This window comes from Mucilaginibacter lappiensis, assembly GCF_050433765.1.
Lineage (GTDB): Bacteria > Bacteroidota > Bacteroidia > Sphingobacteriales > Sphingobacteriaceae > Mucilaginibacter > Mucilaginibacter lappiensis_A.
Genome location: NZ_JBNPWP010000005.1, coordinates 13,169 through 27,030, shown reverse-complemented (window position 1 = coordinate 27,030; position 13,862 = coordinate 13,169). Strand labels below are relative to the sequence as shown.

Annotated in this window: 10 protein-coding genes; 5 read left to right on the top strand and 5 right to left on the bottom strand. The window is 41.1% G+C overall.

Translation table 11 applies throughout. From position 1 onward, the window contains the following. Positions 1-68: 68 nt before the first annotated feature. The 3 genes from M2273_RS16400 to M2273_RS16390 form a co-directional block, all read right to left on the bottom strand. The gene (locus tag M2273_RS16400; RefSeq protein ID WP_429398712.1) at positions 69-407 is read right to left on the bottom strand and encodes a hypothetical protein; all 339 of its coding nucleotides are present in this window, start codon (positions 405-407) and stop codon (positions 69-71) included. Positions 408-617: 210 nt separating this feature from the next. Continuing rightward, the gene (locus M2273_RS16395) at positions 618-1,616 is read right to left on the bottom strand and encodes a polysaccharide deacetylase family protein (RefSeq protein WP_429398710.1); all 999 of its coding nucleotides are present in this window, start codon (positions 1,614-1,616) and stop codon (positions 618-620) included. Beyond that, positions 1,597-2,100 (bottom strand): hypothetical protein, encoded by a 504-nt coding sequence (locus M2273_RS16390; RefSeq protein ID WP_429398708.1) that lies wholly within the window; start codon positions 2,098-2,100, stop codon positions 1,597-1,599. The genes M2273_RS16395 and M2273_RS16390 overlap by 20 nt, the downstream gene beginning before the upstream one ends. 69 nt (positions 2,101-2,169) lie before the next feature. On the opposite strand from M2273_RS16390, the gene M2273_RS16385 reads away from it, so the two are divergent. Then, positions 2,170-2,901 (top strand): pyridoxine 5'-phosphate synthase, encoded by a 732-nt coding sequence (locus M2273_RS16385; protein WP_429398706.1) that lies wholly within the window; start codon positions 2,170-2,172, stop codon positions 2,899-2,901. Here the strand turns inward: M2273_RS16385 and M2273_RS16380 are convergent. After that, on the bottom strand, positions 2,884-6,351 hold the full coding sequence (locus tag M2273_RS16380; protein WP_429398704.1) for a gliding motility-associated C-terminal domain-containing protein: 3,468 nt from the start codon (positions 6,349-6,351) through the stop codon (positions 2,884-2,886). The two genes, M2273_RS16385 and M2273_RS16380, sit on opposite strands and share 18 nt — an antisense overlap. Positions 6,352-6,479: 128 nt before the next feature. Here M2273_RS16380 and gcvP point away from each other — a divergent pair, with 128 nt between their 5' ends. Next, positions 6,480-9,371, top strand: a complete 2,892-nt coding sequence (gene gcvP / locus M2273_RS16375) for an aminomethyl-transferring glycine dehydrogenase (protein WP_429398702.1) — start codon at positions 6,480-6,482, stop codon at positions 9,369-9,371. 500 nt (positions 9,372-9,871) lie between these two features. Further along, entirely contained in the window at positions 9,872-10,291 is a 420-nt protein-coding gene (locus M2273_RS16370) for a response regulator (RefSeq protein WP_429398700.1), read from the top strand. On the opposite strand, the gene M2273_RS16365 is transcribed toward M2273_RS16370, so the two are convergent. After that, entirely contained in the window at positions 10,288-11,094 is an 807-nt protein-coding gene (locus M2273_RS16365; RefSeq protein ID WP_429398698.1) for an MBL fold metallo-hydrolase, read from the bottom strand. The genes M2273_RS16370 and M2273_RS16365 overlap by 4 nt on opposite strands. 103 nt (positions 11,095-11,197) lie before the next feature. On the opposite strand from M2273_RS16365, the gene recJ reads away from it, so the two are divergent. Then, the gene (gene recJ, locus M2273_RS16360) at positions 11,198-12,901 is read left to right on the top strand and encodes a single-stranded-DNA-specific exonuclease RecJ (protein ID WP_429398696.1); all 1,704 of its coding nucleotides are present in this window, start codon (positions 11,198-11,200) and stop codon (positions 12,899-12,901) included. A 105-nt stretch (positions 12,902-13,006) separates the two neighbouring features. Further along, positions 13,007-13,747: an LPS export ABC transporter ATP-binding protein gene (gene lptB, locus M2273_RS16355; RefSeq protein WP_429398694.1), complete on the top strand. Its 741-nt coding sequence runs from the start codon at positions 13,007-13,009 to the stop codon at positions 13,745-13,747. The last annotated feature ends 115 nt before the right edge of the window (positions 13,748-13,862 follow it).

The window sequence follows — 13,862 nt, the reverse complement described above, 5'->3', positions numbered from 1 at the left end:
ATTGCAGGGTCTTTAACAGGAACACCGCTCAGACAAAAACTTCGTAAGTTTTTATATTTTTCTAAAGCTTAATTATAAATTATCGTATCCAGTAAAAGATGCTTTTTATAATTTCTTAAATCTAAATTGATAGAGGTTTTTAGAACGTACTTAGCTGTGAGGTAAATGCTTTTCTTTTTTATGCCTGAAACTTTGGGCGAAAAAATTTGACTAATATAATATTCCAGCATTCCTATAGTTTCAACAGAGGCTTGAAACTTATCATTATTTATGCAATACAGGTGTTCAACTACAGCATCGTACCGTTTCAACAAAGATTGAAGCATACAGCCATTTGAATGAGAATATTCAGCTGAATCATTTAACAGCTCATTTAACTCGTTAAGGAGATTTACATATTCAGTCATATCGAAAAGATTTGTAGAGGGGAATCAGCTCTCGCCTATCCCCTTAATGAAAAGCTGATTAAATATGACCTTTAATTTAACATAAGTCAATTATTTATTGCAAATTGTAAACCGGAATTAACATTTTGTATACCCGAATGGTGAAATTTTACAGAAAGGATTAGCACTTAGCTTTTGTAAGAGTCTCGCTTCCGGGGTTTTCAATCCAGATCAATTACTACCCTCAAACTCTTCCTCCACGCTTTCTCTCAAATCATACAATAACCATTGTTTTTGGGCAATGGAGCCGGCTTTTGATTGCAGCAATTTAATAAAATCATTTACGCCGGTTGGTTCGTTGCCGTTGCCGTGTATCAGTACAATACTGCCGGCCTGCGGTTGCTGACCTTTGGCCAGCCAGGCATCGGTGCCAATAGGGATAAGGCCATAGTTGGTTAGTTTATAAATCAGTTGCTGGTCTGATACCAGGCCCGGGAACCTGAAAAATACCGATGGCAGTAAACCATTTTTGAGCATGGCTTTCTCGGTTTCCAGTATTTCATAATTCATATCGGTACCGGGCTCCAGCAAAAAGTTTTCCTTTAGCGGCGCTTTAAGGCTTACCCGGTGGTTAAAGGAATGATTGATCCAGGTAATGTAGATTTCGCGCCTGGCCTGCATTTGTTTAAGCCACTCCAGGTCCTGCGGATGCTGGCGCATCCACACACCAGTAACAGAAAGTGCAACAGGTACCGGGCGTTCTACCTTTTGAAACTCTGTGAAAATATCGGTGAAGATCCGTTTGTCCAACGGGCGGTGCGATGGACAAAGATCTGCTGTTAAGCTAATGCCTGTTTCTTTGGGGATGCCGCTTTCAATGCCTGCATCCTGCAGGGCTACCGATTGTTTTTCGGCTTTACGCAAGGCTTTTTGATAAGGCGTACTTTTAAAAAAAATGCGGGCCTGGGTAATGCTCATCGGTTTAACCTGGTAAAAACTGCGCTCATCAATTTTAGTTTCCAGCGTTTGCGGGTTCACTAACAAATAATAATCCTTGCCCTCGTTTTCAAACTGGCGCAGTATCATCCAGTCCTGCGGAAAGTGGTGCGCCCAGCCGTAAAAGGGTTTGTAGTTTTCAATTTTACGATAATTGGCCTGGGCTTTGGCCAATTGGTGAAGGCCCGTTAAAAGGAATAAGGTGAGTATATATTTAAGAGCTCTGATTTTCATTTTTGTTAAGATTCCAGTTTTTGCCGGTAAGCATGGCGGTTATTACTAATATCGACAAAAAAATGATTACGCTAACTAATAAGGTTTGTTCAAGCCAGTTAACCGGGTGTGTATTTGCGGGCTGCGATCTTCCTTTTAGTATCGTTAGCGCAGAATTTGAATCAATACGGCTTAAAAATGCGTATGTCTTGATGAGTATGATAACAAATAAAAAATCACTGGCGATCAATATAAGATTTTGTAACTGGTTTTTAAAACGATTGATAGCTGCACGTATAGCGTAAACTAATAAAGTAAGTAATAAAAATGGTGCAAATATTAAGTTTTGCCATGAAAACTGAATTACAAAATAGGTATCATTTAAATTGATGTCAAACCTTTTCTCGTCCCCATAAACACCGGGTACAAACATGACAGATATCATTATAATAATGAAAAGTATGATCAGAATAAATAGTTCAACGATAAAGCTTTTAGGTTTCATGATCTAAATATAAACGTATCAATTCATAATAGGTTTATAATTGTATAGATGAAATATTAACTTTGAACCATGACCCGTTTATCTGTCAATATCAACAAAATAGCTACCCTGCGCAACTCGCGCGGCGGCAATAACCCAGATCTGATACAAGTAGCCAAAGATTGTGAACGTTTTGGTGCACAGGGCATCACCGTGCATCCCCGGCCCGACGAAAGACATATCAGGTACAATGATGTTTTTGAACTAAAAAAAATTGTTACCACCGAGTTTAATATTGAAGGCAACTGCCAGGAACAAAAGTTTATTGACCTGGCGCTGGCCAACAAACCCGAACAGGTTACTTTAGTGCCCGATGTGCTAGGGCAAATTACCTCCAACCATGGCTGGGATACCATCACCAACTATCATTATTTAAAAGATATGATAGCGGTTTTTAAAAATGCGGGTATACGTGTTTCTATTTTTGTTGACCCCATTGTTGATATGGTTGAAGGGGCCGCAAAAACCGGCACCGACCGCATTGAACTGTATACGGAAGCCTACGCCACCCACTTTCACCAGGGAAGGGAACTGGCCATTGCTCCTTATATTGAAGCTGCAAAAGTGGCCCAAAGCGCAGGCCTGGGTATTAATGCGGGCCATGATCTTGATTTACATAACCTGAAATATTTTGCCGAAAATGTTCCCGGTTTGCAGGAAGTAAGCATAGGCCACGCCCTCATCAGTGATGCTTTATATTACGGACTTGAAAACACCATACAGCTATATCTGCGACAACTGGCTTTACCTGATAATGGTTAAACTACCCGATAGCAGCGTGCAATTTTTGTTGAGGTTAATAATGTAATAATAAGCACCATTTGGAAGCAGTTTGCCATTAAACGTGCCATTAAAAGGTTGCTGATATCCCTTTGATTCAAATATTTTTTGCCCATAACGATTAAATATCTGTATCTGGCCGTTTGGGTAATTTTCAATACCATCAATTTTCCAGTAATCATTAATGCCATCGCCATTGGGGGTAATGGTATTGGCAATATTAATGGCCGAAAGACTGATAGCTACCTGTACTTCTGTACGGCTGCTTTCGCAGCTGCCCGATACCTTGCTTATATAAAAAACCGTGCTGGTTTTGGTGTTTATGGTAAACCGTCCGTTGGCTTGCTCGGCAAGCGGCGTAATACTGTTAACCGATTCATACAAACGGTAAGTATAACCTGCAACTGTGCTATTAACTGTAAGTAAGGCATTGCCAGGAGTGCACAATTGCACATTATTAGCGGCAGGTGCAGCAATGATACTGCTATGAGCTGCTATATCATAATTGGCAATTGCTTGTCCGCAACCACTGGCATCATTTACTATTAATTTATAATTGCCAGCGCTTAAACCAGTGGGTGAAATGCCTGTTGATATCTGCTCATTATTGGCATTATGCCATTCGTAAGTATATGGTTGTAACCCTCCGGTGATCTGTATGTTTTTAATGCTACCTGTTTTAAGATCACATTCATCGTCGGTTTTTTGTTCGGTATTGGGTATTATTTGTAGCTGAGGTATTTCATTAATAGTATAGCTGTTGTACAAGCTTTCGCAATCATTTTGATCGGTAAAATAAAGTTTATAAGTACCTGCTGCCAGGCCGCTGATCTGCTGATTGCCGGTAATTGTTTGATCCTGTCCATTAACCCACCTTAATGATTTTACCGTGGCATCAGCTGTAACCAAAATAGAACCATTGGTTTCACCAAAACAAGTATTTTTACGTGTAATTGTATAAGCCGGATAGGTAGTGCCTGGCAATTCAAGGATTTGAAATAGCTGGGTTGTTTTACTACAGCCAAAATTGTTACTTGCGGTTAGCTGGTAAGCTCCTGCTGGTATATTTTTCAGATCAAGATCAGAGCCTGCTAAGTTGTTATTAGCATCGCGCCATTCAAATTTAGTAGCGCCAGGTGCAGTAATACCAATAATGGAGCCATTAGCTTTATTACAGCTGGCATCAGTTTTAGGGTTTGGTGGAATATTAAGCGTGATGCCGTTGGTTTCGGGGATCTCAATTTGACTGCTGTAAACCGGGCCGCACTCAGTATCATCAGTGACCTGCAGCGTGTATTTACCGGCGGGTCGACCAGTAAGGTCTTTAGTAGTAGCAACTTCCTGGCTCAATTCATTTTTCCAGCTGTATTTGGGATTGGTTCCGGTAACGGTTATGTTTTTTATAGAGCCGATTGACTGCCCGCATGGGGTTGTTTGGATTATTTTTGTGGATTCATCGATATTAGGGCCATCGATATTTTTAACAATTATAGGAGAAATCGTTTGTGGGCAACTACCATCTAACGCTGTAAAGGTAAATGTGTAACTTCCCGCAGGTATATTGGAAACCTCGGTACCATATACTGTACCGCTCAAATTTCCACCATTCCAGGTAAGAATTACAGGAACATTGGCTTTTATACCCCAAATATATCCTGTAGATGAGCCGCAGGACGCAGGTTTAATGTTAAGGCCGGTAGTATTTATCAGGTTTGCCCCGTCTTGAATCTCATATACAGGGGATGATATAGAGCACCAACCATCACTCACTATTAAATGGTATTTTCCAGGAGGGATATTAAGTAGATTGCTATTATGCCCAACAATTGTATTGCTTTCATTTAGCCAGGTATAGGTGGCAGGCGTGGTGGCCGTAATGCCTGTTATAGAGCCATTACTTTGATTATTACAAGCCATTTTGATTTTTATATCGGTAGGTTGATTAGTGAATTTTAATCCTGTAAATTCTGAAGTGGTGCCATCAGATGTGGAAGAAGCAATTATATTATTATTTGATAAAGTGCCATTATAATTCCAGTTTCCATTATTATCAGCATTTACTGATTTGAATAGTTTCTCGGGCTCACAATTGTTACAGCTTAAACTATAATAAAGATCAACTCTTGAATTTGCAGTGGCATTTCCTGATATGCTATTCGTATTTCTGTTTTTTATATTAACAAAAAATTTGGAAAAATCGGCTCCCTGAAGCTGATAGGGATAGGTGCTGTAGTTGCATTTAAAAGAATTCCCTGTAAGTTCTACATTAGGTGAGCCAATATTGATTATTACCCCGCTTTTTGCCTGATCAGGGTCTGGGTTATCTTTATAAGCGCCGCAAAATATATTCTGATCATTCGGATCATTTCCGCCTATTATCCCTCCGCCATTGCAGTATCCCAGAACCAGGGGAAACATAATTGTTCCTAAGGTTTTTGTTCCTGTAATATCCGTGCCAAATTTATTGCCCGTTATCTTAAAAAAGCAGTTTATTCCAGTTAATCCTAAATCACTTCTGGCAACAAATATATTCTTACTTACTTCAAGTTGTTGAAGAGAACCGCCGGTTATGAGTAATGTAGTTCCACCATCAAGGAAAGGCCTCCCATTGTCTATTGCATTTGTCCCCGTATAATCAGAGCCAAAAAAATTATTGGAAATGTATAGCCTGCCAGTATTTGTAGTATAGGAAAATTGTTCATCATAGTTTACAGATCCTCCTAATATGTTGCCTTCCTCAGGTGTACTACCACCTATTGTTAAATTTTTTAGCCCAAACGCAGCTATAGCCGTTGTAATAACGTCAGCCAATGTTTCACCATCTTCTTCTAATCCAAAAATATTGCTGGATATCTTTACATTTTCAGATAAAACCTCTTTTGGGGCGTTTTCAAAGTTTGACTGAAAAAAAATGCCTGTTATATTTTTAATAAGGTTACCCTTACCAGGAGCTCCTATAATAATATTTTTAGAATCATAATCGCTAAAAATGGCACTCGAATTAAGTACGCTATTGGTTGCTAAATTAGGAGGCACATCTATAAATAAACCATATAACTCTACGTCATGTTGTCCTGTAATGTCAAAACAGTATGTAATAGGATAGGTTGAATTAATGAGTGCCAATATTTTTACTTTAGTATCACTAATTCCAAATTTAATCCCCGGCTGGGTTGTGCCATCTATAATTAAGTTTGATGATGTTGGTAGATTTGCTAACAATGTTATCGTTCTGCCCGCCTCACTCAAATCCGGCAAATTAAAATTGATATAATCCTTAACCGCGCTACCATTAGCCACAGCCAGCGTTAAAGCCTCCCGTAAAGTGCCGGGGCCAGAGTCGGCATTATTGGTTACCACAAATACCGCGGCAAAGAGGTTTGCACAGCTAAACAGTAGTAAAAAAAGGATAAGTATTCGCTTGCAAACCATGGTTTAGGCAATTCGGTAGCCAAAATACATTTTTTATCTGTAAACACTTTGTCAATAATATATTAGGTAATTGTTACTCAGTTAGTAAAATAGTACCTTTGCGCTAAATTTAGAGGGACACTTGATTCATGATGTTGAACGCAGACTACCAGGAGAAGTTTCAGTCGAGACATATTGCTCCAAATGAGGCCGATACGGCAAAAATGTTAAAAACTATCGGTGTAAATTCACTTGACGAATTAATAGCGCAAACTGTACCTGATAGGATCAGGTTAAAAAATCCGCTTAATTTACCTGCCGCCAAAAGCGAATTTGATTATCTGAACACTTTAAAGCAAACCGCTTCAAAAAATAAAGTATTCAAATCGTTCATTGGCAAGGGATATTATGATGTGATCGTTCCGGGGGTTATACAGCGTAATATACTGGAAAACCCGGGCTGGTACACCCAATATACCCCATACCAGGCCGAAATTGCTCAAGGCCGTTTACAAGCACTGCTCAACTTCCAAACCATGGTGATTGATTTGACCGGGATGGAAATTGCCAACGCGTCATTACTGGACGAAGGTACTGCCGCTGCCGAGGCAATGTTTATGCAATACAGTCTGCGTAAAAATCAAAATGCTAATGTTTTTTTTGTTTCGGAAGAGTTGTTTCCGCAAACCATTGATATTTTAAAAACCCGTTCAGAGCCTTACGGCATTGAACTGCAAATAGGCGATCACCGCACAGTTGCGCTAACCGACAATATGTTTGGTGCCATAGTTCAATACCCTGCCGGTAATGGCGCTGTGTATAATTATACTGATTATGCAGCCAAAGCACACGAAAAAGGCATTAAACTAACCGTTGTTGCTGATATCATGAGCCTGGTGCTGCTAACCCCTCCGGGCGAGTGGGGTGCCGATATTGTTGTTGGCTCAACCCAGCGTTTTGGCGTACCAATGGGTTTTGGTGGCCCACATGCCGCGTTTTTTGCTACAAAAGAAGAATATAAGCGCTCTATCCCCGGCCGCATTATTGGTGTTACTATTGATAGCGCCGGTAACTATGCCCTGCGCATGGCACTGCAAACCCGTGAGCAACATATCCGCCGCGATAAAGCTACTTCAAATATTTGTACCGCGCAGGCATTGCTGGCCATTATGGCTGGTATGTATGCCGTATATCATGGTCCGCAGGGCGTTAAATTAATTGCCGAAAGGATTCATGGCTTAGCGGTTCTGCTGGCTAATTCACTTAACGAATTAGGTTACGAACAGCTGAACGAGTCGTTTTTTGATACCCTGAAATTTGATGTTGGTGTATTGGCCGGCCCCTTGCATTCAGAAGCATTGAATAACGAAATGAACCTAAGTTACAATGGTTCGGTTGTTACTATTGCTGTTGACGAAACTACATCGTCAGAGGATATTAAAACACTGGTTAGGTTTTTTGCCAAAGTAAAGGGCAAAACCATTAACGATGTAAATTTTGATGAACTAAAAGCAAACCTGCAAACGGCTATCCCTGCCGAACTGCAGCGTAAATCGGCCTATTTAACACATAGTCTGTTTAACTCGCACCATTCAGAGCATGAAATGCTGCGTTACATCAAATCGCTGGAGACAAAAGATCTTTCGCTTTGCCATTCCATGATAGCCTTGGGTTCATGTACTATGAAACTGAACGCTACTACCGAAATGGTGCCTGTTACCTGGGCCGAGTTTAGCAAGATACATCCCTTTGCCCCTGCCGATCAGGTAGGAGGTTACATGCAACTGTTTGATGAGATCAATAACTGGCTGAGCGAGATCACGGGTTTTGCTGCCATGAGCTTGCAGCCAAACGCGGGTGCCCAGGGCGAATACGCCGGCCTGATGGTTATCCGTGCATATCATTTGGACAGGGGCGACAGTCACCGTAATATTGCCTTGATCCCATCATCGGCACACGGCACTAACCCCGCATCAGCAGCTATGGCTGGCATGAAGATCGTAGTAGTAAAATGCGACGATAACGGTAACATTGATGTTGCTGATATGAAAGCCAAAGCCGAGCAATATAAAAATGAACTTTCCTGCTTAATGGTTACCTACCCATCTACTCACGGGGTATTTGAGGAGTCGATCATTGAGATCTGTGATATTATACACCAGAATGGTGGCCAGGTTTATATGGATGGCGCTAACATGAACGCGCAGGTAGGCTTAACCAGTCCGGCCAATATTGGTGCCGATGTTTGCCACCTGAACCTACATAAAACCTTCTGTATTCCGCATGGTGGTGGTGGTCCGGGTATGGGCCCTATAGGCGTAGCCAAACACCTTGTACCTTATTTACCGGGCCATGCCGTGGTTGATATTGACAGGGGTAAATCTATTCACGCGGTATCAGCAGCGCCATGGGGTTCTGCTTCCATCCTGATCATATCACATGCTTATATCGCTATGATGGGGGCCGATGGTTTAACCAATGCCACCCGTTATGCTATACTGAATGCCAACTATATTAAAGCAAGGCTACAGGATCACTTCCCGGTATTATATACCGGTGCCAATGGTCGTTGTGCTCACGAAATGATACTGGATTGCCGCTCATTTAAAGCTTTTGGTATTGAGGTTACAGATATTGCCAAGCGACTGATGGACTATGGTTTCCATGCGCCAACTGTATCGTTTCCGGTTGCGGGTACGGTAATGGTGGAGCCTACGGAATCAGAACCTAAGCATGAGCTTGACCGTTTTTGCGATGCCATGATAGCCATACGTCATGAAATTGCCGATGTAGCCGATGGTATATCAGACAAAACAGATAATCCGTTAAAAAATGCGCCACATACTGTTGCTGTAATTACTGGTAACGAATGGGAGCACCCATATACCCGTCAAAAAGCGGCATTCCCGCTCCCTTACGTAGCAGCGTATAAATTTTGGCCATCGGTAGGGCGTGTTAATGATACTTATGGCGACCGTACACTGATCTGCTCATGTCCGCCGCTGGAAGATTATGCCTTCGAGGAAAGCGTGATAGAGTAAGTGTGCGATTTCAAATGTGCAGATGTGCAAATTATTTCAGGTCAGATGATCCATTATCTGCACATTTGAAATTTGCATGTCTGCACATCTTCTAACCATTCGCCTCTTTTTAGTCATTTGATCGCTCGGTAATCATTTTATTCACCTGTTTTTTTAAAATTTCCGATTTTACAATGCCGCAACTTCCGGTACACAATTGCTTTTTTTGCTTGTGTAAAGTAAAATTAATGTTAAAAAAACGTTCTTTTTGGCTTTGATTGAGTGTTTTTACTTTGGGACTTGTAATTGGTGTTTTTAATTACATATAGTTCAATACACTTTGGTGGTATGGTTTTGAAAATTATATAAGGCAGATTAAAATAAATACCTTGCTTTTTCAGTTATTAATCCACGCAATTAAAACAATATTTGGATTTACAACTTATAGGAATATAACTTTTTAATTTCGCGCAGCGTATAAGTATAATCTATTAATAAAGTACACATATTTAAAATACGTTATGACAATTAATACCAAGCCTGTTAGTGTATTATTGATTGATGATGATGAAATAAACAATTTCATTTCAATTAAATTAATAAAAAAAGCATTATTAAATACAGAGATCATGGCCTGTTTAAACGGAAAATTTGCCATTGATCAGCTGGCTGATATACAGCGGAAAGATCCTAATAAGATGCCTGACTATATTTTGCTGGATATAAATATGCCTATCATGAACGGATGGGAGTTTTTAGAAGAATTTAAACGCCTTAATATTGATCCTTTGGGTAAAAGTAAAATATATATCATTTCGTCATCTGTGTTCAGCAACGATATTAATAAGGCAAAATCATATCCGTTGGTAAAGGATTTTATATCCAAACCGCTTAATGTAGAAAAAATAAAAGAGCTTTTTGAAGTAGAACCCCAAAATTAAGCGGGTGTAACTTTAAAGTGGTCACCATCTCGCAATACGTTACCTATAGCATACGATTTAGAATGATAAAACAGGCAGGTCCATCCCTCCTCTGCTGCCTTTTTCCCATACTCCTCACGTAGTTGCATTGCTTTCCGCCCGTCCATATCATATTTAGCTATAAATTTTCTGATCAACTGTTCTGGCTCTGGCAGCTCGTCACCTCCAAAAAGTACTTTTTCCCCTTCCATTTCTATCCAAAACACCTGGTGATAAGGACAATGACCGCCGGAATGCTCATACCTGATGCCTGGTTGTAACTCACCACTACCTTCAACAAAGATGATGTTGGCGTTTTGCAGCGCCTCAAATATTTCCTTATGGTATGATGATGACTTGCCGGCAAGACCGGTTTCCCATTCCTGGCGTTGTATCACATGCTGTGCATGCGGAAAACTGGGCTCTAATTTGCCATTACGCTCAACCACCAAACCACCTGAGTGGTCATAGTGCAGGTGCGACATCAGTACCAGGGTAACCTCTTCGGGATCAAAACCGGCATTGCGTATGTTTTGATGTATCAGTAGCTCATCGCGCGTGTCTTTAAAACCAAGACCTGTATCCAGCACAATGAGATCATGGTTTGTTTTAATAAGGAAAGGGTTAACGTGGATAAATAATGAGGCCGGGCGATCTTTTGGATTGTCAGTTTGGGGGTTAAAGGGAATAAATTTCTTGGTTGCATCAACCGAATACGAGCCCTCACCTAACGCGAAAATTTCCATAGTATATATTTTTAGTATCAGGTAGTTAGTATCAAGCATCAAGATTTTGAGGTCTTTATAAAAAACACGACTGTCTTGATACTTGATACTAACTACTTGATACCCGATTTAGCTATCTTTACTGTTTTTAAGCTACAAATGTATGAATAAACGTTGGACGGTAAGGGATAATGCTGATCATGAGGTGGTCAAAAAATTAGCCGTCGACCTTAATATTGATACGGTTTTGAGTACACTGCTGGTTCATAGAGGTATAAGTAACTATGATGAAGCCCGCTACTTCTTCAGGCCCGATCAAAGGCACCTTCATGACCCTTTCCTGATGAAGGATATGGAAAAGGCCATTGTACGTATTGAAGATGCCATAGTCGCTGGCGAAAAAATATTAATATACGGTGATTATGATGTGGACGGTACAACCGCGGTTGCTACCGTTTACGGGTTTTTTAAACAACGTTATCAAAACCTGGAGTATTATATACCTGATCGCTATAAGGAGGGTTACGGCATATCGAGCCAGGGTATAGATTACGCTGCTGAGAATGGTTTTACGCTGATTATTGCGCTTGATTGCGGTATTAAATCGGTTGATAAAATTGATTATGCCAATACCAAAGGTGTTGATTTTATTATCTGTGACCACCACCTGCCTGGTGCCGAACTGCCTGCCGCTGTAGCGGTGCTTGACCCAAAGCGTAACGATTGTGAGTATCCATACAAAGAACTATCAGGTTGTGGTATTGGTTTTAAACTGATACAGGCCTATGCCGAGAAACATGATATCCCCTTTGAAGAGGTGAGCTGCTTTCTTGACCTGGTAGCCATCAGCATATCCTGTGATATTGTACACATTACCGGCGAAAACAGAGTTTTAGCGTACTTTGGTCTGCAAAAAATCAATACTGATCCCTGCATCGGCGTAAAAACATTAATGGAGGTAGCCGGGCGCACAGGTAGCTTTACGATATCAGACGTGGTATTTTTGCTTGGGCCGCGTATTAACGCTGCCGGCCGAATTGATGATGCCAAACACGCGGTAGAACTGCTGATAGCTACAGACGAAAATATAGCCAAAGAAAAAGGCCTGATGATCAATACCCGCAATACGGAGCGCAAGGGCCACGACCTGAACATTACCGATGAGGCTTTGAGCATAATAGATAATGATGAGGTACTGATCGGGCGTAAATCTACCGTGGTTTTTAATGAAAACTGGCATAAAGGGGTTATCGGCATCGTAGCATCGCGCCTTACTGAAAAATATTACCGGCCAACCATTGTACTTACGCGTTCAAACGGGTATGTGGCTGGTTCGGCACGTTCGGTTTTAGGTTATGACCTTTATGAGGCCCTTTGCGAATGTAAGGACCTGCTGATACAATTTGGCGGGCACAAATATGCCGCCGGGTTAACCATGGCCCCCGAGAATGTAGAAGCGTTTAAGACTCGGTTTGAAGAAGTGGTGAGTGCAACCATAACAGCCGAACAATTGATACAGCAAATACAAATTGACGCCGAATTACGTTTAAGCCAGATAGAACCAAAATTTTTCAGGATACTAAACCAGTTTGCACCGTTTGGTCCCGAAAATATGGCGCCGGTTTTCATAACTAAAAATGTGTATGTTAGCGGTAATGCCGGCCTGGTTGGCGCGGCACATATTAAAATGGCCGTGATGCAGGAAGGTTCGGCAGCGTTTGATTGCATAGCCTTTAATCATGGCGAATATCTGCCACAATTAAAAAGCGGGGTGCCATTTGATATTTGCTACAGCATTGAAGAAAACGTATGGCGCGAAAGACGCACAATACAATTGAATATAAAAGGAATAAGGATTAAGTCGTAAGTAAATAGTCTTAAGTCATAAGGTAAAGTGTTAGGTATTGGCCTTGCTTTATACTAAACGATAACTCAAGACTCAGAACTCAAGACTCAGAACTCAAGACTTAACATGATACTAAGAGCAGAAAATTTAGTAAAGAAATACAAACAACGAACGGTTGTTAACGATGTATCGTTCGAGGTAGCGCAGGGCGAGATAGTGGGCTTGCTGGGGCCTAATGGCGCCGGTAAAACAACTTCGTTTTATATGATAGTAGGGCTGATTAAACCCAACGAGGGTACTATTTTTCTGGATGATAAGAATATAACCGGCGACCCAATGTACCGTCGCGCTCAGAAAGGTATTGGGTATCTGGCACAGGAGGCCTCGGTGTTTCGTAAGCTTTCGGTAGAGGATAATATCAAAGCTGTGCTGGAAATGGGCAATATGCCCAAGGACAGGCAGCGCGATAAACTGGAAGAATTGATAGATGAATTCAGTTTGCATAAAGTACGTAAAAACCGGGGCGACCTGTTATCGGGTGGTGAGCGCCGCCGTACCGAAATTGCCCGGGCCCTGGCTGCCGAACCAAACTTTATTTTACTGGATGAACCCTTTGCCGGGGTTGACCCTATCGCGGTTGAAGAGATACAGGCCATGGTGGCCAAGCTAAGGCACCGTAATATAGGCATCCTGATCACAGACCACAATGTACAGGAAACATTATCCATTACCGACCGCGCTTACCTGCTTTTTGAGGGTAAGATACTGGAATCGGGCGTGCCCGAAATATTAGCCGAAAATGAAATGGTGAGGAAGGTATATCTGGGGGCTAATTTTGTTTTGAAAAGAAAAGTATTTCCTCAATAAGAATCAAGAGATTAGAGCAAGGAATCAGGGAAAATAATAATAGGTTGAGTGGGTCTTTATGATTAACTTAATTTTTTCATATCTTGATTCTAATCTCTTGATTCAATTATATAAC

Bases quoted from the DNA above. Each gene is read 5' to 3' on its own strand.
- M2273_RS16400 (WP_429398712.1), bottom strand. From the start codon at position 407: ATGACTGAATATGTAAATCTCCTTAACGAGTTAAATGAGCTGTTAAAT.
- M2273_RS16395 (WP_429398710.1), bottom strand. From the start codon at position 1,616: ATGAAAATCAGAGCTCTTAAATATATACTCACCTTATTCCTTTTAACG.
- M2273_RS16390 (WP_429398708.1), bottom strand. From the start codon at position 2,100: ATGAAACCTAAAAGCTTTATCGTTGAACTATTTATTCTGATCATACTT.
- M2273_RS16385 (WP_429398706.1), top strand. From the start codon at position 2,170: ATGACCCGTTTATCTGTCAATATCAACAAAATAGCTACCCTGCGCAAC.
- M2273_RS16380 (WP_429398704.1), bottom strand. From the start codon at position 6,351: ATGGTTTGCAAGCGAATACTTATCCTTTTTTTACTACTGTTTAGCTGT.
- gcvP (WP_429398702.1), top strand. From the start codon at position 6,480: ATGATGTTGAACGCAGACTACCAGGAGAAGTTTCAGTCGAGACATATT.
- M2273_RS16370 (WP_429398700.1), top strand. From the start codon at position 9,872: ATGACAATTAATACCAAGCCTGTTAGTGTATTATTGATTGATGATGAT.
- M2273_RS16365 (WP_429398698.1), bottom strand. From the start codon at position 11,094: ATGCTTGATACTAACTACCTGATACTAAAAATATATACTATGGAAATT.
- recJ (WP_429398696.1), top strand. From the start codon at position 11,198: ATGAATAAACGTTGGACGGTAAGGGATAATGCTGATCATGAGGTGGTC.
- lptB (WP_429398694.1), top strand. From the start codon at position 13,007: ATGATACTAAGAGCAGAAAATTTAGTAAAGAAATACAAACAACGAACG.